Here is a 25,046-nt window from a genome sequence, read left to right as displayed (position 1 = left end):
AGCGTCACCAGACGAGCCACTCGAGTGCGAGCACGACCGCGGCGAGGAAGACGTGTTCGCCGTCGACGACGAACCCGTAGTACAGCGGGCCGCGGTCGGGGGTCGCAAACGGGATGTATGCGCAAACGTAGGCGTTCATCGCGAGCACGGCGAGAAACCGTTGCGGGATCGTCCCCGTCACCACGAGCGCGACGACCACCGCGGCGACGGCGACGGTCGCAACCAGCGACCAGACGCGCGTCGCGTGCGGGCCGAACTGATTCGGGACTGTCGGAATGTTCTCCTGGCGGTCGCCCTCGATGTCTTTGACGTCGAAGATCACCGCGGCGATGGTGATCATGACCGTCACGTAGGCGAACATAAACAGGACTGAAAGCGACCAGAGCTGATCGTAGTAGTAGCCAATGCCAAGTGGGAGCGCACCCCACGCGAGGCCGACAAAGAGGTTCTTGACGAGGAAAACCTGTTTGACGCCACCGACGGAGTACAGCAGTGCAACCGCAAGGGGGAGTAACAGATACGCAGCCCCCGAAAGCCCGAGCGCGACGGCAATCGCGATCGCAGCGACATAGAGGACGACGCCAGCCGTCAGCCAGAGGCGACCGTAGCGTTTCGTAAACGCCGCGCGGTCCGGGACGTTCTGTTCGTCTTCCTCGAGGTCAGTAAACCGGTTGACGGTGTAGACGAACATCGTGGCCGCGAAGACGATAAACAGCGGCAGGGCCTCGAGTGGCAGGTCCGCGAGGATGGCGGTGGTGACGACGACGCTGAGCGTCGCCAGCGAGATAAAGAGGTTGCTGTGGACCAGAAACCGAAGCACAGTCGTTATCGACGACACCCACCCCGACGGGCGATGAGTTGCGGTAGGGTTTGTCACGGGGGAGCCCCGAGTGGACGTAGGGGAAGCCGAACTTTGAATGCTGTGACAGGCCGGCCCATATCAGTGCCACCCCGTTCGTGGACCGGACTGTGTGGATGGCACGCGCAGCCGGTCGTGGATGGTAAATCGTGAACGATCCTCGGGAAGAGCCCCCGAATGCGTGTCAGTAGCGAGCGGAAACTGGCAGGATTTAAGCAAGGGCGGAACGGCCCTTCGAATGGTATGAAATTACACGAGTACCAGGCGAAGCAGGTCTTCGCCGATGCCGGGGTACCGACGCCGGACTCGCAACTCGCGTCCGACGTCGACGGCGTCGTCACCGCGGCCGAGGAGATCGGCTATCCAGTCGCGGTCAAGGCGCAGGTACAGGTTGGTGGTCGAGGGAAAGCCGGCGGGATCAAACTCGTCGAAGACGATGACGAAGCCCGCGAAGCAGCCGAGTCCATTCTCGGAATGGACCTCAAAGGCTACCACGTGGACCGCGTCCTCGTCGAAGAAGCAGTCGACTTCACCGACGAACTCTACGTCGGGATCACGATGGACCGTGGCGAGGGCAAGCCCGTCGCGATGGTCTCGACCAAGGGTGGCGTCAACATCGAGGAGGTCGCCGAGGAAGACCCCGACGCGATCGCCCGCGAACACATCGACCCCGCCTTCGGGATGCACCCCTACCAGGCCCGCAAGGCCGTCTACGACGCCGGTGTCGACCAGTCGGTCGCCCGTGACGTCTCGAGCGTGCTCACCACGCTCTACCAGCTCTGGGACGACAAGGACGGTGCCGACGCAGAGATCAACCCGCTGATGGTCACTTCCGACGACGAAGTCATCGCGGCCGACGCCGTGATGAACATCGACGAGGACGCGCTGTTCCGCCAGCCCGAACTCGCCGAGATGGAAGAGGAAGCCGCCGGCGGCGACGAACTCGAGCAGAAGGCCGACGAGTACGGCTTCGACTACGTCCGACTCGAAGGCAACACGGGGATCATCGGCAACGGTGCCGGTCTCGTGATGACGACGCTGGACCTCGTCGATTACTACGGCGGCGAGCCAGCCAACTTCCTCGACGTCGGTGGTGGCGCGAAAGCCGACCGAATTGCGAACGCACTCGACATGGTCTTCTCCGACGACAACGTCGAGAGCGTCGTCTTCAACATCTTCGGCGGCATCACCCGCGGCGACGAGGTCGCCAAAGGGATCAACGAAGCGCTCGAGCAGTTCGACGAGATCCCCAAGCCGGTCGTCGTCCGTCTGGCCGGTACCAACTGGGAGGAAGGCATGGAAATTCTCAACGAGGACCTCGTGACGGTCGAACAGACCCTCGAGGATGCAGTTCAGCGTGCTGTCGAGTACGCTGAGGAGGTGAGCGAATAATGAGCGTACTAGTCGACGACGACACGCGCGTCGTGGTACAGGGCATCACCGGTGGGGAAGGGAAGTTCCACACCGAACAGATGATGGAGTACGGCACCAACGTCGTTGCCGGTGCGGTCCCAGGCAAGGGCGGCCAGGAAGTCAGTGGCGTGCCGGTTTACGACACGGTTCACGAAGCGGTCGAGGAGGAAAACGCCGACACCTCGGTCATCTTCGTCCCGCCGGCCTTTGCCGGCGACGCAATCTTCGAATCGCTCGACTCCGGACTCGACCTCGCGGTCGCAATCACGGAAGGTATCCCAACTCAGGACATGGCGCGGGTCAACAAGCGCCTGACCGAGACCGACACGCGACTCATCGGTCCGAACTGTCCCGGCCTCATCACCCCCGGCGAGGCCAAACTTGGCATTCTCCCCGGCAACATCTTCTCGGAGGGGAACGTCGGTCTCGTCTCCCGCTCGGGCACCCTGACCTATCAGGTCGTCGACAATCTGACCAACCGCGGCATCGGGCAGACGACCGCCATCGGCATCGGCGGCGACCCGATCATCGGCACCAACTTCGTCGACGCGCTCGAGCTGTTCGAGAACGACCCCGACACCGACGCGATCGTCATGTGCGGTGAGATCGGTGGCGAAGACGAAGAGGAAGCCGCCGCGTTCATCGACGAAAACGTCGACACGCCGGTCGCTGGCTTCATCGCCGGCCGCACCGCGCCGCCGGGCAAACGCATGGGCCACGCCGGCGCGATCGTCTCCGGTTCCGGTACCGGCACCGCCGAGAGCAAGATCTCGGCGCTCAACGACGCCGGCGTCCCTGTCGGCGACACCCCCGAGGAAGTCGCTGACCACATCGAAGAGTTCCTCGCGTAACACAGCCGATTCACTCGAGGCGGTCCGTACGCGACGGTTCGGGCTGACCGCCTCTCGTTTCTCTCTGTTTGACACCATTCGCATCACGAGCTACGGCGTCTGCTCACAACGACGACCCGTCGCTCGCTCGCAGGACGATTCATAACTGTGTCAGCCGTCAGTATTGGGTATGCCTGTCTGGCTCGAGTGTGACACCTGCGGCGACGAACAGACGATTCCAGACCGGGACGACGCACCGGGCGGTGGCACGCGCTGTCCCGTGTGTGGCGAGCGACCGTTTACGGTTCGGCGAACGGGACTTGCGTGGCATCCAGATCCATAGTCGGAGAGAAGAGAGCGGGCGAATTTCGGGTGTGGGCAGGGCGGCTAGAACAGTCCGCCGAGCGTCTCGCGGAGTTTCGAGAGCGGGCCGGCGGAGTCGTCAGATCGCTCCGGGTCGGTTTCGGTCGCCGGATCGTCGGCATCGGATTCGGACGCGGTGTCGTCTTCGGGATCGAGTGCTGCGTCGTCATCCTCGAGTTCGAGCGCTGTATCGTCGTCTGTCTCGGCTTCGACGGGTTCGTCCTCGTCGGTCTCGACGAGTCCATCCTCCTCGTCTTTACCAGCCGTGTCGGACTCGACGCCTTCGTCCTCGATGGTCTCCTCACTCGAGTTCGGTTTCTGCTCGAGGGTGTCGTCGGAACCCGAATCTGACGTCGATGGGGGAGACTCGGGCTGTGTGTTGTCAGTAGCTGTCTCCACAGCATCGGGAGCGGACACCGTCACAGCGTCGTCGGCTTCAGTCTCGCTGTCAGGTATGGGGTCAGCGTCGGTCTCGCTCGAGTCCGGTCGGTCGTCGGTGTCGCTTGTGGCCGACCCGTCCGTCTCGAAAGCGTCGTCGTCCGCATCGATATCGCTGTTGGGATCGGCTTCTCCCGCCGCATCCGTGTCGGGGTCGACCCAGAGAAACTCACTGTCGCCGTCTTTCGAGCGACCGGTAAGCAAGAGAGCAGCGAGTTCGTCGTCGTCAGCCAGCAGGTCGTCGTCGACCACCTCGTCGGGTTCGGGGTCGGGTTCGTCCGCACTCGCGATGATGTCGTCCGGACTCTCGTTGGCGAGAATATCATCGGTCCCGTCCTCGTCGCCGACGTCGGTCTGAAGCTGGTCGAAGACGTCGGCTGCCGTTTGCTCATCACCGACGTCGGATTCGTCCCCGTCGGCGGTCTCGGTCTTCGTATCGTCCCCTGAGTCGCTATCCGATTCGATCTCCCCGAAGAGGGCCGCGCTCGAGCCCACGTCGAACCCAGAATCGCCCGCCTGTGTGTCTATCGTACTATCTGTCATGCGCTCGCTCTATAGTAGTGGATTGTCACGAGTATTTAATTTTTGGAATTTTTCCAGTCCGGTCAAATTACATCAATGACGTATTAGTCTACTGGCCGCCAGCGGGAGATAGCGGGAGCGGTGGTTGACAAACGCCCAGCCGAACGGCATCAAAGCCGTCGATCCAGCGAATCTGACGTTGTGTGAGCAAGCCGCCGTCGACCGACCCCGGCCGACTGACGATCGGCACAAGTCCTATTAGTCGACGCGATGAATGCGATTCGGTACCATGACTGGAATCGAGTACGACGACTTTCTGGACCTCGGGTACGAGCCAGCGGCGACGGACCTAACCTGTGAGTTTACGATCGACCCGGCCGCGGACATGTCGATGGAAGCCGCAGCGAGCCGGGTCGCCTCCGAGTCCTCGAACGGCACCTGGGCAGCGCTCCACGTCGACGAGGACGAACTGACGGATCTCGGCGCGGTGGCCTGCGAGATCGATGGCTCCGAGATCACCGTCGCTTACCCCGCCGCGCTGTTCGAGGCCGGCAGCATGCCACAGATCCTCTCGTGTATCGCTGGGAACATTCTGGGGATGAAAGCCGTCGACTCGATCCGGCTCGAGGACTGCCACTGGCCGGAATCGATTGTCAGTGGCTTCCCGGGGCCACAGTTCGGGACGAGCGTCGCCCACGAAAAACTCGACGCCGGCGAGCGACCGGTACTGGCCACGGTCCCGAAACCAAAAGTCGGGTTATCGACCGAAGCCCACGCCGACATCGGCGAAGAGGCGTGGCTGGGTGGCGTCGACCTGCTGAAAGACGACGAGAACCTTACCGATCAGGCGTTCAACCCCTTTGAGGACCGCCTGACGGAAAGTCTCGCGGCCCGCGACCGCGCACAGGAGGCCACCGGCGAGCGCAAGGACTACCTCGTGAACGTGACCGCTGAGACCACCGAGATGGTAGAGCGTGTCGACCTCGTGGCCGAACACGGCGGCGGCTTCGTCATGGTCGACGTGATCACCGCCGGCTGGGCGGCCGTCCAATCGGTACGGGACCGCTGTGAGGAGCACGGACTGGCAATTCACGCCCACCGCGCGATGCACGCCGCCTTCGATCGACTCGAGCATCACGGCGTCTCGATGCGCGTCATCGCCCAGATCGCTCGCCTCTGTGGCGTCGATCACATCCACACCGGCACTGCAGGGCTTGGGAAACTCGCAAACGAGGACACGCCGGGAATCAACGAGTGGCTCACCGGCGAGTGTCACGGCCTGAATCCAGTGCTGCCGGTCGCGTCCGGCGGACTCCATCCCGGCGTCGTCGACCAGCTGCTCGACACCCTTGGCACCGACATCATCGTCCAGGCCGGCGGTGGAATCCACGGCCACCCCGACGGCACCCACGCAGGCGCGAAAGCGCTCCGCCAGTCCGTCGACGCGTCGATGGCCGGTGAGTCGCTCGAGGACTATGCCGACGACCATCCGGAACTGGCGACGGCCCTCGAGAAGTGGGGGGCAGAGACGCCGCGGTGACGCCGTCGGGACCGGTCGCCGTGAGCACCACGACCCAGCTGCCGGGGCCGGTAACACTCATGTAACTAGACATTCTTCTAGAATTCAGATAAATACATATAAATACAGCTGAGAGATACGGTAATGTCGTATAGACAGTCACGTCATCGTGGACGTCCGTCGCCGGTGACTGTTCTGACCACAGTGACGGCTGCCCTGATCGCCGGGGCGGCACTCGGCGGCGTGTTGCACGCGACCGGCAGTCTTCGGTCGGTGGCCGATGTCTACGGGCTCGAGGGGGTGGTAAACGAGTGGACGTTGGTCTTCTGTCACAGCCTCGTTGCGGGCGGGCCGTTCGTCGCGCTCGTCACTCGGCTTTCGCGAGGCCGATATACCCCGCAGCCGCTCGCCGAGTGCTATCGAAGTCCGTTCCTCGGTGCCTGCGTGGGCCTTTCCTACGGTGTCATCCTCTGGGTGACGGTCGTCGCCTACGGTGGCCCGCTTTTGCTCGGGCTCGCTACGTCACGTCCGTATCCGGTTCCCGTCGACCACTGGGGGAGTTTCGTCGGGCTGTCGACGTTCGGGGCCGTCTTCGGGGCGTGGTATCCGCTGCTTCGGGCGTTTTTCGCCGACCGGCGCTGATCGCGGTCGCCAATTGAAACGGGATTCGTTCTCAGTGGGTGAGCCGATCGACCTCGAGTGTCGTCTTTCCGGCGAACTTTTTTGTTTATTGTCATCGACCACCATGATCGTATGTCAGAGTCGCCACCAAACGTTCAGCCGCCGACACCGGCGGAGATCCGCGAGTACGCACGACGCCATCACATCGACCTGACCGACCAGGAGGTCGAAGACTTCGAAGCCGCCATCGCCGAGACGCTACTGGGCTACGAGCGATTGGACCAGCTTCCAGACTATCGACCGCGCGTCGAGTATACGGACCGCGACCCCGGCTACCGGCCGGGACCCGACGAAGATCCACTCAACGCCTTCGTCACGAAGTGCAAGGTAAAGGGTGCGGACGACGGCCCGCTCGAGGGCTACGAGGTTGGGCTCAAAGACAACGTCAATCTGGCCGGCGTTGAACTAACGGCCGGATCGAAACTCTTCGAGGGATACGTCCCGTCGACCGACGCGACGATCGTCACGCGGTTGCTCGACGCCGGTGCGACCATTACCGGGAAACTCAACATGGAAGACATGGCCTTTTCCGGCAGCGGCGAACTCTCCGCGACTGGGCCGGTACTGAACCCCGTCGATGAGGACTACATCGCGGGCGGGTCGTCGTCGGGGTCGGCAGCGGCCGTCGGCAACGGCGACGTTGACGTCGCCATCGGTGGCGATCAGGGCGGCTCGATTCGAATCCCCGCCGCGTGGAGCGGCCTCGTCGGCCACAAACCCACGCACAGTTTGGTTCCGTACACCGGGATCGTCGGTCTCGGTCGCTCGTTCGATCACGCCGGGCCGATCTGTCCGACCGTCGACGACTGCGCGCGAGTGCTGAACGTAATCGCCGGAAAAGACAGTCTCGACCCTCGCCAGGGAGTCGTGCCGACCGACGACTACCGCGAGGCGCTTTCGGACGATCCATCGGATGTGACCGTCGGCGTCCTCGAGGAGGGGTTCGACCGCGAGACAGGTGAGTCGGGTGTCGACGAAACCGTTCACGACGCGCTCGCCGAGTTCGAGGACGCTGGAGCGACGGTAACGGAAGTCTCCGTGCCGATGCACCTCGATGGGCTCACCATCTGGAACGCCATCGCACTCGAGGAGACGGCCGCGACAGTTGACGGCGAGTGCGTCGGCCACTACGGGAAGGGCTTTTACGATACACAACTGGCCGATGCGTTCGGGCGAGCACGGCGGTCGGACGCCGACGATTACATCACGACGTTGAAACTCACGCTTGTCCTCGGAGAGTACCTCGCGGACGAGTACCGCGGCCACTACTACGCGAAAGCGCAGAATCTCAGTCGGAAACTGGCCGAGGAGTACGACGACGCGCTCGCGGACGTCGACGTCCTCGCGATGCCGACGACACCACAGACTGCCCACCCGGTCGATGAGTCGATCTCGCGTCTCGAGGCGATCGACCGTGCGCTGAACATGCTCCACAACACGGCTCCATTCGACGTAACCGGCCATCCGGCGACATCAGTGCCAGCCGGGACGGCAGACGGGTTGCCGGTCGGACTCATGCTGATCGGGGAACGCTTCGACGATGCGACGGTGCTCTCGAGCGCGTGTGCGTTCGAACAGCAGATCGAAACCGGCCTGTGAGCGGCGGACGATCACGGGATCGTGACCGTCCAAAAACATTATATACTCGTTAACCGCCATTCTGAGTGTGGTTTACGAGACTGGAAACGAGACGGTCGACGACGCACTCGAGCGGGTCGTGGCCGGCGAGCGACTCGATCGGACTGACGGGCTGGCGCTGATGGCCCAGTCGGTCGACGTCCTCGCCGAAGCCGGCGCGGCCGTGCGCGATCACTTCGGTGATGGCACGGTCGATGCCTGCTCGATCGTCAACGCGAAAGCGGGCAACTGCGCCGAGGACTGTGGGTTCTGTGCACAGTCGGTCCACTTCGACACCGGCATCGAGACCTATGGCTTTCTCGGCCCGGAGAAGGTCCTCGAGGCCGCCAAACGCGCCGAACGCGACGGTGCCCAGCGCTTCGGGATCGTCGTCGCGGAGAAAGGCGTCTCGAAGGAACACCGGCCCGAGGAGTGGGCCGAGGTCATCGAGGCGATCCGCCTCGTGCGCGACGAGTGTGATCTCGAGGTCGACGCCTCGCTCGGTATCCTCACCGAGGAAGAGGCTGCGATCCTCGCCGACGAGGGGATCAATCACTACAATCATAACATCGAGACCTCGCCGAACTACTTCCCCGAGATCGTCGACACCCACAGCTTCGAAGATCGGGTGAAGACCCTCGAAGTTGCCAAGGAGGCCGGCATGGACCTCTGTGCGGGCGTCATCCTTGGGATGGGCGAGACCCCGACCGACCGCGTCGAGGCTGCTATCGCGTTGCAGGATATCGGCATCTCCTCGCTGCCAGTGAACGTCCTCAACCCGGTTGAGGGAACGCCACTGTACGAGCAGGGTGTCGGCATCTCGACCGAAGAAATCGTGAAGACGGTTGCGGTGTACAAACTCCTCCATCCCGAGTCGCGGGTGCGACTCACCGGCGGCCGCGAGGTCAACCTCGCGCCCGACGAGCAGCATCTGCCACTGGAGGCCGGCGCGGACGGCCTGCTCACCGGGGACTACCTCACGACCGAGGGCCAGTCTCCCGGCGAAGACATCGAGATCATCGAGCGTGCGGGGCTCGAGCCCAACCGGGAGACCAACGAGTTCGACCCCGAGGAAGTGAAGGCCCGCCACAGCGACGCTGCGGAGTCGTCGACCGAGACGACAGCACGAACAGGCGCAGAACCGAGCGACGACTGACAGAGATTCAACATACCACGACAACCATGGACGACGTTACGTTTGCGGTACTCGGAACCGGCGGTATCGGCCGACGAGCACTCGAAGTGAGCCAGTACAAAGACGCCCTAACACCCGTTGCGGCGTGTGACCGCCACGGGACCGCGATCGATTTCGACGGCCTCGACGTCGACGAACTGCTCGAGGCAACTGAAGGAAATATTGACAACGAGGTTGCGACCGATGGGGGAGCAGACGCGGCGGCCGTTGAAAGCGGCGTCAAACAACACGGCGAAGATCTTGGCGTCGTCGCCTCCGAACAGGCCCGCCCGAGCGAGGATCCGATCCAAGACGTGATCGACCACGGCGACGAGATCGATGCCGTCCTCCTCGCACTGCCCAACTACGAACACGACTTCATCCCGCGGACCGCCGAGCGGTTCATCGAGGGTGGCTACTCCGGCGTCATGATCGACGTTCTCAAGCGCTCGCGCGTGATCGACATGCTCGACGACCGCCGTGAGGCGTTCGAAGACGCCGGTATCACCTTCATTTGTGGCGCGGGCGCGACGCCCGGCCTGCTGACCGGCGCGGCGGCGCTGGCCGCCCAGTCGTTCGTCGAGGTCACTGACGTCAACATCCACTGGGGCGTCGGCCTCAAATCGGGCTACGAGGACAACCGCGGCACCGTCCGCGAGGACATCGCCCACCTCCCCGAGTACGACATCGAGACCGCTCGAGAACTCTCCGAAGCAGAGATCGAGGAAATCATCGACGACCACGACGGCGTCATCGAGTTCGAGGACATGGAACACGCCGACGACGTGCTCCTCGAGCGTGCGGGCATCTGCGACGCCGGAGACGTCACGGTCGGTGGCATCCTCGACGTGTACAACGACGAGAAGCCGACGACGACAACAGTGCGTGTTACTGGCCGGACATTCGATGGCGAGACCGCGACGAACACCTTCCAGCTCGGCGACGAGACGAGCATGGAAGCGAACGTCAACGGGCCCGCGCTGGGCTATCTGAAAGCCGGCGTGCGACGGAACCGTGCCGGTGAGTACGGCGTCTTCGGCCCCGCCGAACTGATGCCCGGCTTCTGACAACACCGCGACGAGCATTTCCCTCGATTCGATGAGACGCACACACATGATGACACAGAACCGTCGCGTCCCGGCGACGAGCCGACCGAACAGCGCCGAATCAGCCGATCGATCCGAATCGTGAGAGTCAAACCGTGGCGCTGAGTCCGTTTAGCCGAATGGCCGACCGTGGGTTCGACCTCGAGGACCGACTCGAGACCCTCGAGGACAACGATCTGAAACGCTCGCTTTCGCCCGTCGATCGGGTCGCCGAGCGCGGCTACTTCGCCGAGCCCTCGGGCGGCGACCTGCCCGTTCTCGATTCGGCGGAGGCGCTTGTGTTTGCCTCGAACAACTATCTGGGGCTGACGGACGACCAGCGCGTCCAAGACGCCGCGCGGCAGGCTGCCGCGACTGTCGGTACGGGTGCCGGGGCGAGCCGGCTCGTCACGGGCGACACGATGGTCCACCGGGACCTAGAGCGGCTGCTCGCCGAGACGAAAGGAACAGAGCGCGCGCTTGCCTTTTCGTCGGGCTATGCCGCGAACGTCGGGACGATCACGGCGCTCGAGCCGGACGTCGTCTTCTCCGACGAATTAAACCACGCGAGCATCATCGATGGCTGTCGACTGTCGGGTGCCGAGACCGTCGTCTACGACCACTGCGACGCGGCGAGTCTGCGATCGAAACTCGCGGAGCGAACCGACCAAGCAAGACGGGACGGCCGCGACCCGGCCGACGAAGCCTGGCTGATCGTCACCGATTCGGTGTTCAGCATGGACGGCACTGTCGCCCCGCTTGCGGCAATCTGTGACGCCGCCGAAGAGTACGGCGCGTGGGTGATGGTCGACGAGGCCCACGCGACCGGCCTCTACGCGAACGGCGGCGGGGTCGTCCAGGCCGAAGGGCTCGAGGACCGCATCCAGATCCAGCTGGGGACGCTCTCGAAGGCACTGGCCAGTCAGGGCGGCTATGTCGCCGGCAGTACCGAGCTGATCGAGTTACTGATCAACGATGCGCGCTCGTTCGTCTTCTCGACCGGGCTCGCGCCGCCGGCGGCCGCTGCCGCAAGCGAGGCGTTGCACATCGCTCGCCACAGCGACGTCCGCGACCGCCTCTGGGAGAACGTCGCACATCTCCGCGACGGGCTCGAGTCGATGGGCTTTGAGGTATTGGGCTCCTCGCAGATTCTGCCCGTGCTCGTCGGCGACCGACAGGACGCACTCGCGCTCGCGGATGGCATCCGCGAACGAGACGTCGTCGCGCCGGCGATTCGGCCGCCGACGGTCCCCGAGGGAACAAGTCGAATTCGCGTCGTCCCGATGGCGACACACGATCAAGACGACGTCATCGCCTGTCTCGAGGCGTTCCGTGCGGCCGGCGAGGAGGTCGGGGTGCTGTGACCGCGACCCAACCGATCGCCGTCGTCGGCACCGGCACTGGCGTCGGAAAGACGGTCATTACGGCCGGGCTCACGTGCTTGCTTCGCGAGGCCGGCCACGACGCACGGGCGATTAAGCCGGCCCAGACGGGACATCCGCCCGACGACGACGCGGAATTCGTCGCCACTGCCTGTGACAATCCCAAGGCTGCGACCTGTCCCCGATATCTCGAGCCGGCGCTCGCTCCACGGGTTGCAGCCGAGGTCGCCGACGAATCCCTCTCCTACGAGACGATCCGCACCGCATGTGAACGCGAGATCGACGCGACTGCAGTCCCGATCGTCGAGGGAATCGGCGGGCTGCGGGTGCCACTGGCCGGCGACCACGAGGTGATCGACCTCGTCGCCGACCTCGAGGCCACGGCGGTCGTCGTCACCCGGTCGGGACTGGGCACGCTCAACCACACCGCCCTCTCGATCGATGCCCTTGAGGCCCGCGGGATCGATATCGTCGGCATCGTCTGCAACGAGTACGCCGGCGAGACGGTCGCCGAACGGACCAATCCAGACGAACTCGAGCGGATGACCGGCTACGCGGTCGAGACGGTGCCGCCGCTGGCTGACGATGCTCTTTCGGATCCGCGTCAGATGGCTATCGGCGTCGGGGACGCACTGTCGCCGGCGTTCCGTGAGTTACTGCCGGTAGAAACCAGCTGATCACACCCTCAGGCCGACGGCGCTGGTCGCTCTTCGTCGACTGTCGACTGCTCGCTCTCCGATGGCAGTGGCCTGTCCTCGACGTGGTCGTCGACGAGGTGTGACACTACTTCGGACTTCCGATGCTCGACCTCAAGGTGAACCCGAAGGTCGGTTCGGTCGGTGTACGTTTCCGTACAAAGCGGGCAGCGACGTGGTTCTGTCATTCAGGCGGTCACCAACAGCCACTCTCACCGTTCACCGATGTAATAGTGTCGATTGGTAAGAAATCATTTACTTTCGCATCGAATGTAATCAGAAGTCGTGTCCTAATCGGAACTGTCAGATACCACAGTTACAGATCGATCGAACGCGAGAGACGATGAGCCCACACGGACTGCTTGAGTCTCCAGCGTCTCGATGGAACCGCTGGCTCACATGAAGTCGCCCAATCCGGATTGATCGCCATCCGGTTCGTCAGGTGCCGTTGAGTCGGCAGCCGCTGCAGATTCATCTGCCAACGTGTCGTCCGCCGATGTCGCAACCGTTCGCTGTCCACTGTCGTCATCGTCGGTCGAGTCGTCGGTAGTCTCACTCGAGCGTTCGGTCTCGAAGAAAGCGTTGCCCGAGTGTTCGACTGCCTGCTCGGCTTTCAGATCGGCGGCGTCCTCGACGATCGACGCGACCTTGTTGGTGTCTTTCCCGCTGCCGGTAATAAACGAGACCTCGGCTTCGTCGAGGTCATATGCCGCTGCCATCCGGACGGTCAGGTCTCGATTCCGACAGTGGTGTGTCATCGTCGAGAGGAACGGAAGGATCTCGCGGCGGGCAGTAGCGACGCTTGCGCCTTCGCGCTCGGCGATGCGTTCGGCGATCGAATCGCGGGTGTTCCGGGTTCCCTTGGTGCGGCCGAGTTTCGACCAGTAACTCGGTGGGCCGTAGCGCGTCCAGCCGCCTTTGGAGCCACGTCTCGAGGCGGCGACCCCGGCGGTCATGTTGTCCGTCGCGTATCGCCAAAACGAGTAGTCCTGTGTCGCCCGGACTCGACCAAGCCAGCGGTCGGCGTTCGAGAGGAACCCGTAGGCATCGGCCAGTTCCGCGCCCTCGTAGTCTTTCGGGACGTTGTCCTCGATCCAGTTCAACAGGTCGTCGGGGGTTTCGTCGACGTCGTAGGAGGCTCGCAATGCACCTTCGGCGTCTTGCTCTTTGATGAGGTCGTCGAGGAAGTCGAAGATCCCTTCGGTGGTGTCGCGCTCGCTTGTGACCACGTCCTCGACGGTCAGCCGCTCGGTTTCCTCGGCGACTGCCTGCAGGTCGTTGACTGCCGAGCGCAGGTCGCCGCTGGTCGACTCGGCGATTTTCGCTAAGGCTTCCTCCTCGAACTCGACACCCTCGCGCCGACAGATGTCCCGCAGGACGGGCACGATCGAGCGCTTCGAGACGTCGCGAAACTCGATCGTCTCGCAGGCGTTTCGGAGCGACTGGCTCATGTCGTAGAACTCGTTTGCCACGAGGACGATCGGCTGACTTGCGTTCTTGACAACGCGAGTGACCTCCCGCGAGCCGCCGTAGTCGGCGTTCCCGTGGAAGTTGTCCGCCTCATCCAAGATGACGAGTCGGCGGCCTGCCTCGCCGCCCGTCAGCGTGCCGCTTTTGGCGGCCTCGCCGGCGATCCGCTCGATGACGTCCGCCCCGCGGCTATCGCTGGCGTTGAGCTCCATCACCGGCCAGCCCATGTCAGCGGCCAGCGCGTGGGCAGCGGAGGTCTTCCCGACGCCGGGGCTGCCGTGGACGATCACCGCCTGCCGGTGGTCGTCCCAGGTTTCGGCCCACTCTTTCAGCTGGTCGCGGGCCTTGTTGTTGCCGCGTACCTCCGACAGTGTCGTCGGGCGGTACTTCTCCGTCCAGTCGGTCATTGCATCGTGGTAGGGGTGAGCCGCGTTTAGTGGTTGCGGAGCCTCACTCCTCGTGCTCGTCGACCGTCTTCAGGTCCAGACGGGATGTGACGTCTTCGTACGTCTCGTCGCTTGAGACGATTGTCTCTCGATTCGATTCAACGAGGTGAAGTGCGTCGAACGGTGTGAACCCGTGGTCTTCCACATACGTCGCCGCCGTAACGACCGTCTCCACATCACCACGTACCTCGACGAGGTTGGCGGCGTTCGAAACGACGCGTTCGGTATCACGTTCCTCGCGGTAGGCGACCATCAGGAGTTCGATGAGCGTGAACTGCGACGTCCATAACTCGTCGTGGTGCTCTCGGTATATCGACTCGGCAGCGTCGCCGAGCCAGTCATCGTCCTTAATCAGCGCGAGAAGGAAATCTGTTTCCGCATACATCTATCGTCCGGCCGCATCGAGCGCTGCTTCACGTGCTTCGTTACGAAGTTCGTCGGCCGACTTCTCGACGTCCGCGAATTCGTCCCTGAGTGCCTCGAGCGGGTCGTCGGCGACAGGAATTAATTTGATCCCATCAGGGAGCTGCACGACGTGATATCGGTCCCCGTATCGCTCTCGGACCTCCTTCGGGAGCGTGAGACGGCCACGGTCGTCCAGCGCTACGTCGGACATACCTCGGTGTATGGTGGGTGAAAATAAAAATGTTCCCCGATATATGAGGATACCCATTCTGCGTCCCCCGATCGGAATTTGTCTTCACATCCGTGAGCGAACGATAACGCGTATTCGACGTTCTCAGCGCATCGAATCTCCATCGTATTTCCCCGACTTCGCCGTCCAGTCGGTTATTGCATCGTGGCAGGGATGAACCGCGTTTAGTGGTTGCGGATCGGTATGCCGCGGTTATCCCGACGCGTCACTATGATCATCCGGTGTGAGGTCGCCGAGACAGTCGCTTGTGTCGGGGTTCTCGTGTGTCGGGACGACCCGCTCGTAGTCCGCCTGTCGAGTCGTTAGCGACGAGATGACGGTGCCGTCGCCGCCGTAGTCCGAAATCGCGACGATGATCTCGCCGTCACGCTCCCGGATGTGGGAGCCGTCAGCGATTTCGAAGATGACCGTTCCCGAAAACGGGGCATCGACGTCTTCCCCGAAGACGACGCCATCCTCGAGACGGGTATCACCGTAGAGCCCGTCCTGGTAAAATCCCGTGTTCGCGAAGGCGACGTCACCCGCCTCGAACGTGCCGGATACCCTGGCTCGCTCACAGGAATCGAAGGTCACGTCCCGGTGTGTCTCGTCGGTCGTCACCGTCTGGTCAGAACTGTCGGTGTCCGTCTCGGCGTCGGAGCTCGTCACTGAGTCGTTCTCGGAATCCATCGGTTCAGTCTCGTTGCTCGGTTCGGTTTCACCGCCCGATTCGTTACGCGCCGTGGTGAGACAGCCCGCAAATCCCATTCCGAGTCCGGTGGTCGTGACGAACGTCCGTCGATCCATACCGTGCCCTGTCTGCCCCGCACCATAAAATGTTTGAGAACAGTCATGTTTGGATACAATCACTGATTTCGACGTTTTGTGCTGGCAGGTCAGTCCGCCGACTCGAGCGCACGCCTGTTCCCGCTCGAGTGTTGCTCAGCATCTGTCTGCGGTGGTAATCGGGAATCGATTCAGCAACCGCTAGGCCGCATGCCGTTTCTCGAGGAGCCGTATACACACCGCCGCGAAGCCGGCAACAGTGAGAACGAACCGCTCACCGGTCGCGGTGATCGGGAAGATCCGCTCGACGTTGGCTGCGGGTTCGCCACGGGTTGGATCGAATCCCGTCCGGTAGTGGGTGTTTTCGGTCGTCCCGCGGACCGTCGACTCGGCAACGCCACCGGACTCGAGCTCGACGAACGTCTGGACGAGTCCGCGCTGGTCGGTCACGAGCAGCGTCCCGGAGAGGTCGTAAAACCGGTCATGAAGCGGCCAGAAGAGGTTGACGCCGTTGAAGAAGGCGTCGAACAGGACGTGTGCGAACAGCAGCGCCGCCAGCGTGACCCACGCGACGCGCGGGGCGGCGTCGCCCCATCGTCTTCTGACGAGCGATTCCTCGCGGATCACACCGTCCCACAGCAAGACGGCGGCGGGAACGAGGACGATCCAGACGTTGTGCAACGCTGCCCGATGCGTTCCAGGAACGACGATTCCGATCAGCGTATCGAGATCGAGGAGGGCGCTCGTGCCCATTACCACCAGGATCGATCGCGTGTCGAAGGTCTCATCGAGTAACGCGGCCCCGAGCAGGCCGGCGAACGCGACGTGGACGACGGTCGATGGCACACTCCACCGACTCGAACTGCGAGGGCTTGACTGTTGGGGACACCGGGAGACGAACCCACCTCACTGATGGCGTCGCTTGCGGAGGTACTGTCCGAGCGACAGGAGCCCACCGATCCCAGCGACGATCTCAAGCGACCCCTCGTGGAAGAGCAACACGGACGCGGCAACGAACAGGGCTCCAGCGAGGACGGCGTAGCCGACTGCTGGATCACCGCCGGTGGGTGACTCGACGGGCTCGGTCCTGACGACGAGTTCGCCGCGCTCGAGTTGGCCGAAGACGGTGTCGAACCGGGCCGGGGTCCGTGCGAGGACGGGCAGTGATTCGCGCAGATCGCCGCGGACGTCCGAAAGCAGCGTCTCGAGTTCACTCTGGATAAAGCCGTGGTCGACGAGAAACGAGCGTGTGACCCCGAGGAAATCGAAGTCGGGGTCGAGCGTCCGACAGACGCCTTCGCCGACCGTGCCGACGCGCATGAGCAACATCACGTTCGGCGGGATGCGAAACGGGAATTCGTGGAGCCGCGCGAACAGTTCGGTGATGATCTGTCGCCAGGTAACCTCCGAGCGCCCTTCGAGGTTCTCGATAACGAGTTCGAGCACCCGCCGGACCTGAACCCGATCGACCGCCGGGTCGAGCACCTCGAGCGCGATGAGCGTGTTCAGGAGGCCGTCGACGTCGCGACGGACGAGCGTCCGGTAGAGGGCGGTGATGTCGGCTTGCTCGTCGGCTGTCAACCGCTGGCTCATCCCGTAATCGTAGATGACAAGTCGGCCGTCGTCGGTCACCGAGAGGTTCCCCGGATGGGGATCCGCGTGGAAGACGCCGTCGATGAGTCCCATCTTCAGGTACGTGCGGGCGATCAGCGTCGCCATCTCAGTGGGTTCGATGCCGACCGCGGCCAGCGCACGCTCATTGGTGATCTTCCTGCCCTCGACGTACTCCATCGCGACGACGCGCTCCGAACACAGGTCGGGATAGGTATCGGGGACGATGATCCGATCGTCGTCGGCGAAGTTGTCGTCAATCTCCGCCATGATCGACGACTCCCGCGCGAAGTCGAGTTCCTCGAGAATGATGTCCTCGAAGTCGCCCGCGAGGTTTTCGATCGAGTAGCGCTGGCGCTTGTCGGCGAGCAACAGAAGCAACGGGACGAATCCCCTGATGACCCGCAGGTCGCGCTCGATCACCGCAACGATCCCCGGCCGCCGGACTTTCAGGGCGATCCGCTCGCTTTCGTATTCGGCGGTGTAGACGAACGCCAGTGAACCGCCGGCGACCGGCTCGAGCGTCTCGAGGTCGATGGTATCCTCGAGTTCGGCTTCGACGACGGTCATCGGATCGCCGCCTGCCTCTTCTGGGACCTCGTCCTGTAGCGTCGCGAATTCCTCGACGTACGTCGGCGGAACGATGTCCGGTCGCGTCGACAGCACCTGGCCGACCTTGATGAACGCTGGCCCGAGATCCAGCATCGTCTCTGTGAGTTGCTGGGCGCGATCCCGGTGGACTGCGGTCGAGACCTGCCGGGATGGCCCGAACAACAGAAACCGCCGTCTATCCCTGAGAAACGCGATCGCGAGGGGAAAGAACCGAAGGAGAACCTGAACGTACCGAAGATAGTAGCCCCTCATCGGTCGTCGGAACCGGCCACCTCGATCGGACGCTCGTCCATACGTCGTGTTCGAACACTGGACACAAATACGTCAGTGCTCCGGCGGGTGATACCGCCGGGACGATCGGTCGCCGCGATGGCGGCAGGTATTAGACCCCAACCAGTCTCCGGTAGCTACTTGAGTCGACCGGATGACCGACGGGTATGAGCGGGCGTGGACCGAAACGGGAGCTCGCGGAGAAGATTGCCGGGGAGATTACGCTAAGCGACGACCCCGGCGCGACACTGCGCAAATGGCGCACCGACTTCGATATCTCACAGACCGACCTCGCGGCCGAACTCGACGTCTCGTCGTCGGTCATCTCCGACTACGAGAGCGGTCGCCGGGAAAGCCCCGGCATCGGCGTCGTCGGCCGACTCGTTGCAGGATTGCTCACAATTGATGAGCGACGTGGCGGCGAACGCATTCGACAGTACGGCCGCGTTCTCTCTGCCGGGTTCGAGAGTGACGTCGTCTACGACCTCCGAGAGTACGCCACCTCGATCCCCCTCGCACGACTGTACGACGACCTCGAGGCGACCGAAGTCGCCGCGGGCAGCACCGACCGCGTCAGCGGCCACACCGTCATCGACAGCATCGAGGCGATCACGCGCCTCTCGAGCGAGGAGTTCTTCCGCCTCTACGGGCAGAGCACGAACCGCGTGCTCGTGTTTACCGGCGTGACCCGCGGGGAGTCACCGCTCGTGGCGCTGCGGGTCGTCAATCCGACGCCCAACGCGGTCATCCTCCATGGCATCGAGGAGGCAGATCTCTGGGATCACGCGGCCGACCTTGCGCGGATCGACGGCTACTCGCTTGCCGTCACGAACGCGCCGCTCGACGACATGCTCGAGTATCTCGTCAGTCTTGAATAAGATGCTTTGTTGAATAGGGGTATGCCGTCGGGAGTTGGCTGTGCAGTGATCGTGACTGCCAGTGGCGACGCTCGGTCGATCGAACGCCGGACGGACGGATGGCTGTCGTGGGTCCGACCGCGTCGTGAAAAAGCGATTGAACGAGTCAGTACCGACGGACGCGATCGGTCGCCTCAGTAGAACTCGCGGACGAGGTCCATTGCGTCTTCGGGCGCGCCGTCCGGGATCTCGGACATGTCCTCGGTGACGCCGTGTTTCTCGTGGTACGGCACGGAGTTTTCGTCCTGGTACATGACGCCCTGGTACTCCTTGTCGCTGTCGAGGATGACTTCCTTGGCGGCCTCGTAGTCGGTCGGGTCGTGGTCCTCCTCCTCGAGGTCGACGAGGTTGTCACGGAAGTAGTCGTAGGTGTCGACGTCGTTGAACGTGACACACGGGCTGAAGACGTTGACGAAGCCGAAGCCGTCGTGTTCGATGGCCTTCTCGACGATTTCGGCGTGGCGCATCGCGTCAGAGCTGAACGACTGGGCGATGAAGGACGCACCGGAGGCAAGCGCCAGTGCAAGCGGGTTGACCGGCGGCTGTTTGGTGCCTTCGGGGGTCGTCGAGGTCTCGAAGTCGGACCGCGAGGTCGGCGAGGCCTGTCCCTTCGTCAGCCCGTAGATGCGGTTGTCCATGACACAGTAGGTCATGTCGACGTTCCGGCGGACGGCGTGGACGAAGTGGCCGGCACCGATCGAGTAGCCGTCACCGTCACCACCAGCAACCATGACCTCGATGTCGGGGCGGGCCATCTTGACGCCGGTGCCGACCGGGAGCGCACGACCGTGGACCCCGTGGAGGGCGTAGCTGTGCATGTACGTCCCGATCTTGCCGGAACAGCCGATCCCGGCCACCACGAAGGTGTTGTCGGGGTCGTTGCCGGTGTTCGCGAGGGCTTTCATCATGCCGTTCATCGTCCCGAAGTCGCCGCATCCGGGACACCAGGTCGGCTGCTTGTCGGATTTGAAGTCGGTGAATCGTACGTCGGAGCTCATTGTGCTGGCACCTCTTCAGAGAGTTTCGCGGTAATATCGTCTGCGAGTTCGTCCGCCTTGAAGCGGACGCCGGTGTACTTGTTAATGCGTTTCACGCGGGTAAGCACGTCGTGTTCGATCAGATCGGCGAACTGCCCCGTCGCGTTACACTCGACGACGATCGTCTCGTCGGCGGCTTCGATCTCGTCGGACAGGTCCGGTCGTGGGAAGATGTAGGGCACCGAGATGACGCGGACGTCGATGCCGTCGTCCTCGAGATACTCGAGTGCTTCAGCGAGTGCGCCCTCGTTGGAGCCCCAGGAGATGACGAGGTTGTCGGCGTCTTCGTTGCCGAACTCGCGGTAGTCCCAGTCCTCTCGTTCGCGGGCCGTCTTGACTTTGCGGTTGCGCTTGTCGACTTGCTGGACGCGTTCCTCTTCGTCTTCGGTCCGGCGACCGAGTTCGTCGTGCTCGAGGCCGGTGCTCATGTGCGCACCGTCGGTCATGCCGGGGATGGCACGCGGGCTGATGCCGTCGTCGGTGACGGCGTGGGCGCGGAAGTGGCCCTGCGCGTCGAGCCACTCGTCGACGTTGTCCTCGTCGACGAGCTTGCCGCGGTCGATTTCAACTGCGTCCATGTCGAAGGCCTCCGGCGGGAACGTCTGTTCGGTAACGGACATCGCCAGGTCAGAGACCAGGAACACGGGCGTCTGGTACTTCTCGGCGAGGTTGAACGCCTCGACGGTCTTCCAGAAACACTCGTCGATCGACGTCGGCGCGACGACGAAGCGCGGCACTTCGCCGTGGCCACCGTACAGGGCCATGTTGAGGTCGCCCTGTTCTTGCTTCGTCGGCATCCCCGTCGAGGGGCCAGAACGCTGGACGTCAGCGATAACAAGCGGCGTCTCGCTGGTCGCGACCAGTCCGAACGTCTCGGTCATGAGGTCGATCCCTGCGCCCGACGTCGCGGTCATCGATCGGGCACCGGCACGTGCGCCACCGAGTGCCATGTTGATCGCCGAGAGTTCGTCTTCGGCCTGGACGACGTGGCCGCCGTATTCCTCGATTCGCCCGGTCAGATACTCCATGATGGAGGTCGCGGGCGTGATCGGATAGCCGGCGTAGAACCGACAGCCGGCGGCGAGTGCTCCCATGCCGACCGCCTCGTTGCCGTTGAGAAGGACGTAGTCGTTGTCCGTCGTCTCGAGGTTGTAGCCGAGGTGAGAGAGATCGTAGTTCTCCTGGACGTACTCCTGCCCTGCCCGAGCGGCTTCCTTGTTGTTCTCGACGATCTTCGAGCCCTTGCCGCCGAAGCGCTTCTCGAGTGCTTCGTCTAGATACTCGACGTCGAAGCCGGTGATCTCACACGCAGCACCGAGCGCGACGATGTTGCGCATGATCGCGCCACCGGCTTCCTCGGCCAGCGACTTCAGCGGGACGTCGACCGCCGTCATCTCGTCGGGAATCTCGGCCTCCCACGAACGCTCGCCGTCGTAGATGATGGCGCTGCCTTCGTGAAGTTCGTCGAGATTCTCGTCGATAGTACGCTGTGTCAGCGCGACGAGGATGTCGAGACGGTCGACGACGCTTTGCACCTGGTCGACCGACGTGCGAATCTTGTAGGCGGTATAGCCACCCCGAATTCGCGATGCGAAATCTTTCGACGTGAATACGTGCCGTCCTGCTCGGGCAAGTGCCTGAGCGAAGATTTTCCCGGTGGAATCGATACCGTCTCCGGCTTCGCCACCGACCGCCCAGTTGAGATCCTCAGCCATGTTATCCTGAGCCTTGCCCCCCATAAATGAAAAGGCTTCTGAAACCCTAGGCGTACCTCCGCAACAGTGGAAGGTTTATCTTATAACTACTGTATTTATAATTGACAATTATCGTTCCTGATCGGGGCCGACTCCAACAACGACTGGCGATCAGGTCCCTCTCAGTCTCGCCCGCCGCGTCCGGCGCGTCCTGCCACTGACGCGGCACAGACGCCCTGCCGAAACGGAACGCCTTTTCAATCGGCAGCCAAACCGCCTTGCATGGAGGGGACGCCAGTCACCGTCGCATCGGTCAGCGAAGTCGGACCCGGCACCGTCGCACTCGAGCTCGAAACACCAGCGGACTTCGACGCCCAGCCAGGGCAGTTCGTCTTACTCCGAGCGATGCCCGACGACGAGGAGATCTCGCGTCACTACACGCTCTCGTCGCCGTCCGTCGAGGACACGTTCGAACTGACCGTCGGCATCGATCCCGACGGTGATCTCTCGCCGTGGCTTGCCGACCTCGAGGGCGGCGAAACCGTCGCCATCGAGGGGCCGTTCGGTCGAAGTACCTACGACGGCGACGGTGACGTCGTCGCGGTCGCCGGCGGTCCCGGCGTCGGCGCGGCGGTCGCGATTGCCGAAGCAGCGCACGAGGCAGGCCATGACGCCGTCGTGATCTATCAGGACGACGAGCCCGCACACGAAGCCCGGCTCGAGGCACTCGAAGACGCGGGCGCGACGGTCACCGTTCTCGAGGACGATGCGGACACAGCGCTGGCAGACGCCGTCGCGACCCACCGCGAGGAGGGCCAATTGTATGCGTTTGGATTCGACGACTTCGTGACGTTCGTCGCCGACACGATCGAGCGCGACGGCGGCGATCCGGACGAGGCCCTGATCGAGAACTTCGGGTAACGTTCCCGCGCGGTCGGTCGACTCGCGGAGCGGCTTACGGACGACAGCTTTTGATTCGACCGTGTCCGTTGGTGTCTCGAGCAACGACAGTCACTCTCAGAAACCAGTCAGCAATGGTGACAAAGATGTTTAGGTCACATCGTAGTGGCGTCGACTATGCGACGGCGTCATCTGTTCGTCGGCACGGCCGCCGTGCTCGGCGGGCTCGCTGGCTGTGTTGATTCGGCGCTCGAGCGCCGCAGGACGGATCGAACTGGCAGCTCGGGCGGCGGACCCGGCTCCGGATCGGACGAGCCGATCACCGTCGGCGATCCCGACGCCGTTCCGTTCCCCTCTGCACAGCCGCCACACGAACTCGCGCTTCGCAACGACGGCGACACAGAGCGCACGGCTGCCGTCGAGATCACGGCCGACGAGAACGAGCCACTTCTCGAGCGTGACATCACGGTGTCCGCAGACGAGACGGTCACGTTCATCCTCGTCGAGCCACGTTCGTACACCATCTCGATAACGACGAGCAACCCAGACGGGAGCAGCGAATCGAGTACGACTGTCGGCGTCGATCGCGAGCCGTTCGACTGTACGCAGTCACAAACGACGGTGACGCTGCGCGAGAGCGGAACCAGCACGGACTCGACGTCGCGATCGACGTCGTGTCCCGAACCAGCGGTTACGGACACGTCACTCGAGAGCAACGCGCAGGACTGTACGAGTGGAACGGACGGAACTGCGACCGTCGAGTTCACGGACGAGGCCGTCGTCGTGACCGGACGGATCCCGACGCCGACGCCGTGTTACGAGCCGTCGTTCGCCGACGTCGCGTACGATGACGGACGCGACGTGCTCACGGTGGTCGTCGACAGCGGCGAGCAGACGGCCGACGGCTGTGCCGACTGTCTTGGTATCGTCGACTACGAGGCCACAATCGACCTCGATGGCCGATACCCCGGCCGCGTCGAGGTGCGCCACGAAACGCGCGCCGAGAGTCGACAGGTGGCTACGGCTACGCCTGCTGTGTCTGAGTAACAACAACCCGAAACAGCCAAGCGATCGCCGTCAGTGTTCGACGAGTTCGACCAGAATGCCGCCGGTGTCTTTCGGATGGAGGAACGCGACCGAGTGACCCCACGCGCCCGGCCGTGGCTCCTCGTCGATGAGCGTCACGTCGTGGTCGCGGACCGTCTCGAGGGCGGCCTCGATGTCGTCGGTCGCGAGCGCGAGGTGGTGGATACCCGCACCGCCATCCTCGAGATAGCGGGCGATCGTCCCGTCGTCTTCGAGGGGTTCGAGTAACTCGAAATAGCCGTCGCCACACTCGAGGAAAACGACGCGCATGCCGTCGAACTCCTCTTCGTGAGCGACCTCGAGACCGAAGAGATCGCCGTACAGTTCTGCGAGTGCCTGTGCGTCGTCGGTCGCGATGCCGGCGTGATCGAAGTGCATCAGGCTGAGTTCCTCGCGGCGACCGCGTTATTGTTGTGATTTATCCTCGAACAGCCGATGGCGCGCTTGACAGCGTGTAATCAACTGTTAGATTCGCGCGTGCTTGCGAAGGTGAGACGAGACGATAGAAGATAGTCGTGAGATGGAGCGGTCGGCAAGTCTCGAGGCCGCTGTTGTACGGCCCGTCATGAAGTCATTGATAGTCCGGGTCGATCTCATCGACGAGCCAGTCGACGGCCTGCTGGTACCAGTCGTCGGTCGTGCCAGCGTTGATATACCGCTCCCAGTCATAGATTCCCGATTCCTTGGCGAGCCGGCGAAACTGCAGCGTCAGAATCGCCGAGTCGAGAATGACGCTCGAGCGGACCATGCCCGCGTCCTGATAATGTTGCTGGCCGTCCCGCATGAGTTGCTGTTCGTCGTCGTTGAGCAGTTTCAGGTCCCGCATGTCGACGAGGACGCCGAACTCGTCGGGCGAGTCTTGAAGCGCCGCTCGCGAGTCGTTGATCCACTCGTGGAGTTCTGCTTCGTCCATCTTTCCGGCAAAGGTAATCTGAAATCCGAAATCCGTCCGTTCAATTGTATACATTAGTGAACTATGTTGGCGTGACGAAATATCACGGTATT

General features: G+C 63.1%; 26 protein-coding genes. 13 read left to right on the top strand and 13 right to left on the bottom strand.

Annotation, left to right across the window (positions count from 1 at the left end; all coding sequences use genetic code 11):
* Positions 1-4: 4 nt before the first annotated feature.
* The gene (locus BSG09_RS07480; RefSeq protein WP_092931709.1) at positions 5-877 is read right to left on the bottom strand and encodes a UbiA family prenyltransferase; all 873 of its coding nucleotides are present in this window, start codon (positions 875-877) and stop codon (positions 5-7) included.
* A gap of 225 nt (positions 878-1,102) precedes the next feature.
* On the opposite strand from BSG09_RS07480, the gene sucC reads away from it, so the two are divergent.
* The 3 genes from sucC to BSG09_RS20730 all read left to right on the top strand — a co-directional run bounded on the left by sucC (position 1,103) and on the right by BSG09_RS20730 (position 3,445).
* On the top strand, positions 1,103-2,251 hold the full coding sequence (sucC, locus tag BSG09_RS07475) for an ADP-forming succinate--CoA ligase subunit beta (protein ID WP_092931707.1): 1,149 nt from the start codon (positions 1,103-1,105) through the stop codon (positions 2,249-2,251).
* Positions 2,251-3,123: a succinate--CoA ligase subunit alpha gene (gene sucD, locus BSG09_RS07470; RefSeq protein ID WP_092931705.1), complete on the top strand. Its 873-nt coding sequence runs from the start codon at positions 2,251-2,253 to the stop codon at positions 3,121-3,123. Before sucC ends, sucD begins: the two co-directional genes overlap by 1 nt.
* Positions 3,124-3,292: 169 nt before the next feature.
* Complete coding sequence (locus BSG09_RS20730) at positions 3,293-3,445, top strand: hypothetical protein (protein ID WP_165396933.1); 153 nt, start codon at positions 3,293-3,295, stop codon at positions 3,443-3,445.
* 44 nt (positions 3,446-3,489) lie between these two features.
* Here the strand turns inward: BSG09_RS20730 and BSG09_RS07465 are convergent, their stop codons facing one another.
* Positions 3,490-4,446 (bottom strand): midas domain-containing protein, encoded by a 957-nt coding sequence (locus BSG09_RS07465; RefSeq protein ID WP_175542162.1) that lies wholly within the window; start codon positions 4,444-4,446, stop codon positions 3,490-3,492.
* A gap of 268 nt (positions 4,447-4,714) precedes the next feature.
* Here BSG09_RS07465 and rbcL point away from each other — a divergent pair, with 268 nt between their 5' ends.
* The 7 genes from rbcL (at position 4,715) to bioD (ending at position 12,560) form a co-directional block, all read left to right on the top strand.
* The gene (gene rbcL, locus BSG09_RS07460; RefSeq protein WP_092931761.1) at positions 4,715-5,965 is read left to right on the top strand and encodes a type III ribulose-bisphosphate carboxylase; all 1,251 of its coding nucleotides are present in this window, start codon (positions 4,715-4,717) and stop codon (positions 5,963-5,965) included.
* A gap of 165 nt (positions 5,966-6,130) precedes the next feature.
* A complete protein-coding gene (locus BSG09_RS07455; protein WP_223174699.1) occupies positions 6,131-6,586 on the top strand; it encodes a hypothetical protein in 456 nt (151 codons plus the stop codon).
* 111 nt (positions 6,587-6,697) lie between these two features.
* Positions 6,698-8,224: an amidase gene (locus BSG09_RS07450; protein WP_092931701.1), complete on the top strand. Its 1,527-nt coding sequence runs from the start codon at positions 6,698-6,700 to the stop codon at positions 8,222-8,224.
* 67 nt (positions 8,225-8,291) lie between these two features.
* Entirely contained in the window at positions 8,292-9,398 is a 1,107-nt protein-coding gene (gene bioB / locus BSG09_RS07445; protein ID WP_092931699.1) for a biotin synthase BioB, read from the top strand.
* A gap of 26 nt (positions 9,399-9,424) precedes the next feature.
* The gene (locus BSG09_RS07440; RefSeq protein WP_092931697.1) at positions 9,425-10,483 is read left to right on the top strand and encodes a transcriptional regulator; all 1,059 of its coding nucleotides are present in this window, start codon (positions 9,425-9,427) and stop codon (positions 10,481-10,483) included.
* Between the two features lie 158 nt (positions 10,484-10,641).
* Entirely contained in the window at positions 10,642-11,865 is a 1,224-nt protein-coding gene (locus BSG09_RS07435; RefSeq protein ID WP_092931696.1) for an aminotransferase class I/II-fold pyridoxal phosphate-dependent enzyme, read from the top strand.
* Entirely contained in the window at positions 11,862-12,560 is a 699-nt protein-coding gene (bioD, locus tag BSG09_RS07430) for a dethiobiotin synthase (RefSeq protein WP_092931694.1), read from the top strand. The genes BSG09_RS07435 and bioD overlap by 4 nt, the downstream gene beginning before the upstream one ends.
* A gap of 8 nt (positions 12,561-12,568) precedes the next feature.
* Here the strand turns inward: bioD and BSG09_RS07425 are convergent, their stop codons facing one another.
* The 7 genes from BSG09_RS07425 to BSG09_RS07395 form a co-directional block, all read right to left on the bottom strand.
* Positions 12,569-12,766: a hypothetical protein gene (locus BSG09_RS07425; protein WP_092931692.1), complete on the bottom strand. Its 198-nt coding sequence runs from the start codon at positions 12,764-12,766 to the stop codon at positions 12,569-12,571.
* 207 nt (positions 12,767-12,973) lie between these two features.
* Positions 12,974-14,455 carry a replication factor C large subunit gene (locus tag BSG09_RS07420; RefSeq protein ID WP_092931690.1) on the bottom strand — a complete coding sequence of 494 codons (1,482 nt, stop codon included), beginning with the start codon at positions 14,453-14,455 and terminating at the stop codon, positions 12,974-12,976.
* A 43-nt stretch (positions 14,456-14,498) separates the two neighbouring features.
* A complete protein-coding gene (locus tag BSG09_RS07415; protein WP_092931688.1) occupies positions 14,499-14,879 on the bottom strand; it encodes a PIN domain-containing protein in 381 nt (126 codons plus the stop codon).
* Entirely contained in the window at positions 14,880-15,110 is a 231-nt protein-coding gene (locus BSG09_RS07410) for an AbrB/MazE/SpoVT family DNA-binding domain-containing protein (RefSeq protein WP_092931686.1), read from the bottom strand. It lies immediately after the preceding gene.
* A 231-nt stretch (positions 15,111-15,341) separates the two neighbouring features.
* Positions 15,342-15,935 carry a hypothetical protein gene (locus BSG09_RS07405; protein WP_092931684.1) on the bottom strand — a complete coding sequence of 198 codons (594 nt, stop codon included), beginning with the start codon at positions 15,933-15,935 and terminating at the stop codon, positions 15,342-15,344.
* Between the two features lie 180 nt (positions 15,936-16,115).
* Entirely contained in the window at positions 16,116-16,760 is a 645-nt protein-coding gene (locus BSG09_RS07400; RefSeq protein WP_092931682.1) for a metal-dependent hydrolase, read from the bottom strand.
* 60 nt (positions 16,761-16,820) lie between these two features.
* Positions 16,821-18,389, bottom strand: coding sequence for an ABC1 kinase family protein (locus tag BSG09_RS07395; RefSeq protein WP_092931680.1), 1,569 nt, complete (start codon positions 18,387-18,389; stop codon positions 16,821-16,823).
* A 185-nt stretch (positions 18,390-18,574) separates the two neighbouring features.
* On the opposite strand from BSG09_RS07395, the gene BSG09_RS07390 reads away from it, so the two are divergent.
* Positions 18,575-19,285 carry a helix-turn-helix domain-containing protein gene (locus BSG09_RS07390; protein WP_092931678.1) on the top strand — a complete coding sequence of 237 codons (711 nt, stop codon included), beginning with the start codon at positions 18,575-18,577 and terminating at the stop codon, positions 19,283-19,285.
* A gap of 173 nt (positions 19,286-19,458) precedes the next feature.
* On the opposite strand, the gene BSG09_RS07385 is transcribed toward BSG09_RS07390, so the two are convergent.
* Entirely contained in the window at positions 19,459-20,322 is an 864-nt protein-coding gene (locus BSG09_RS07385) for a 2-oxoacid:ferredoxin oxidoreductase subunit beta (RefSeq protein ID WP_092931676.1), read from the bottom strand.
* Entirely contained in the window at positions 20,319-22,076 is a 1,758-nt protein-coding gene (locus BSG09_RS07380) for a 2-oxoacid:acceptor oxidoreductase subunit alpha (protein WP_092931674.1), read from the bottom strand. Before BSG09_RS07380 ends, BSG09_RS07385 begins: the two co-directional genes overlap by 4 nt.
* Positions 22,077-22,337: 261 nt before the next feature.
* On the opposite strand from BSG09_RS07380, the gene BSG09_RS07375 reads away from it, so the two are divergent.
* Together BSG09_RS07375 and BSG09_RS07370 are read left to right on the top strand one after the other, a co-directional pair.
* Positions 22,338-22,976, top strand: a complete 639-nt coding sequence (locus BSG09_RS07375; RefSeq protein WP_092931672.1) for a ferredoxin--NADP reductase — start codon at positions 22,338-22,340, stop codon at positions 22,974-22,976.
* A gap of 156 nt (positions 22,977-23,132) precedes the next feature.
* On the top strand, positions 23,133-24,002 hold the full coding sequence (locus BSG09_RS07370) for a hypothetical protein (RefSeq protein ID WP_092931670.1): 870 nt from the start codon (positions 23,133-23,135) through the stop codon (positions 24,000-24,002).
* A 30-nt stretch (positions 24,003-24,032) separates the two neighbouring features.
* On the opposite strand, the gene mce is transcribed toward BSG09_RS07370, so the two are convergent.
* Together mce and BSG09_RS07360 are read right to left on the bottom strand one after the other, a co-directional pair.
* Positions 24,033-24,419: a methylmalonyl-CoA epimerase gene (gene mce / locus BSG09_RS07365; RefSeq protein ID WP_092931668.1), complete on the bottom strand. Its 387-nt coding sequence runs from the start codon at positions 24,417-24,419 to the stop codon at positions 24,033-24,035.
* A gap of 193 nt (positions 24,420-24,612) precedes the next feature.
* Entirely contained in the window at positions 24,613-25,008 is a 396-nt protein-coding gene (locus BSG09_RS07360) for a hypothetical protein (protein WP_092931666.1), read from the bottom strand.
* Between the last annotated feature and the right edge of the window lie 38 nt (positions 25,009-25,046).

This window comes from Natrinema hispanicum (genome assembly GCF_900111485.1).
Classification (GTDB): Archaea; Halobacteriota; Halobacteria; order Halobacteriales; family Natrialbaceae; genus Natrinema; species Natrinema hispanicum_A.
Note: the sequence above shows the minus strand (reverse complement) of the source record. Positions and strands in the feature narration are given on the sequence as shown.

Coding starts and splice junctions, on each gene's coding strand:
- BSG09_RS07425 (WP_092931692.1), bottom strand. CDS start 12,766: ATGACAGAACCACGTCGCTGCCCGCTTTGTACGGAAACGTACACCGAC.
- rbcL (WP_092931761.1), top strand. CDS start 4,715: ATGACTGGAATCGAGTACGACGACTTTCTGGACCTCGGGTACGAGCCA.
- sucD (WP_092931705.1), top strand. CDS start 2,251: ATGAGCGTACTAGTCGACGACGACACGCGCGTCGTGGTACAGGGCATC.
- mce (WP_092931668.1), bottom strand. CDS start 24,419: ATGCACTTCGATCACGCCGGCATCGCGACCGACGACGCACAGGCACTC.
- BSG09_RS07435 (WP_092931696.1), top strand. CDS start 10,642: ATGGCCGACCGTGGGTTCGACCTCGAGGACCGACTCGAGACCCTCGAG.
- BSG09_RS07385 (WP_092931676.1), bottom strand. CDS start 20,322: ATGAGCTCCGACGTACGATTCACCGACTTCAAATCCGACAAGCAGCCG.
- BSG09_RS07370 (WP_092931670.1), top strand. CDS start 23,133: ATGCGACGGCGTCATCTGTTCGTCGGCACGGCCGCCGTGCTCGGCGGG.
- BSG09_RS07405 (WP_092931684.1), bottom strand. CDS start 15,935: ATGGATCGACGGACGTTCGTCACGACCACCGGACTCGGAATGGGATTT.
- BSG09_RS07450 (WP_092931701.1), top strand. CDS start 6,698: ATGTCAGAGTCGCCACCAAACGTTCAGCCGCCGACACCGGCGGAGATC.
- BSG09_RS07440 (WP_092931697.1), top strand. CDS start 9,425: ATGGACGACGTTACGTTTGCGGTACTCGGAACCGGCGGTATCGGCCGA.
- BSG09_RS07395 (WP_092931680.1), bottom strand. CDS start 18,389: ATGAGGGGCTACTATCTTCGGTACGTTCAGGTTCTCCTTCGGTTCTTT.
- BSG09_RS07415 (WP_092931688.1), bottom strand. CDS start 14,879: ATGTATGCGGAAACAGATTTCCTTCTCGCGCTGATTAAGGACGATGAC.
- sucC (WP_092931707.1), top strand. CDS start 1,103: ATGAAATTACACGAGTACCAGGCGAAGCAGGTCTTCGCCGATGCCGGG.
- BSG09_RS07390 (WP_092931678.1), top strand. CDS start 18,575: ATGAGCGGGCGTGGACCGAAACGGGAGCTCGCGGAGAAGATTGCCGGG.
- BSG09_RS07360 (WP_092931666.1), bottom strand. CDS start 25,008: ATGTATACAATTGAACGGACGGATTTCGGATTTCAGATTACCTTTGCC.
- BSG09_RS07375 (WP_092931672.1), top strand. CDS start 22,338: ATGGAGGGGACGCCAGTCACCGTCGCATCGGTCAGCGAAGTCGGACCC.
- BSG09_RS07410 (WP_092931686.1), bottom strand. CDS start 15,110: ATGTCCGACGTAGCGCTGGACGACCGTGGCCGTCTCACGCTCCCGAAG.
- BSG09_RS07420 (WP_092931690.1), bottom strand. CDS start 14,455: ATGACCGACTGGACGGAGAAGTACCGCCCGACGACACTGTCGGAGGTA.
- BSG09_RS07380 (WP_092931674.1), bottom strand. CDS start 22,076: ATGGCTGAGGATCTCAACTGGGCGGTCGGTGGCGAAGCCGGAGACGGT.
- BSG09_RS20730 (WP_165396933.1), top strand. CDS start 3,293: ATGCCTGTCTGGCTCGAGTGTGACACCTGCGGCGACGAACAGACGATT.
- BSG09_RS07465 (WP_175542162.1), bottom strand. CDS start 4,446: ATGACAGATAGTACGATAGACACACAGGCGGGCGATTCTGGGTTCGAC.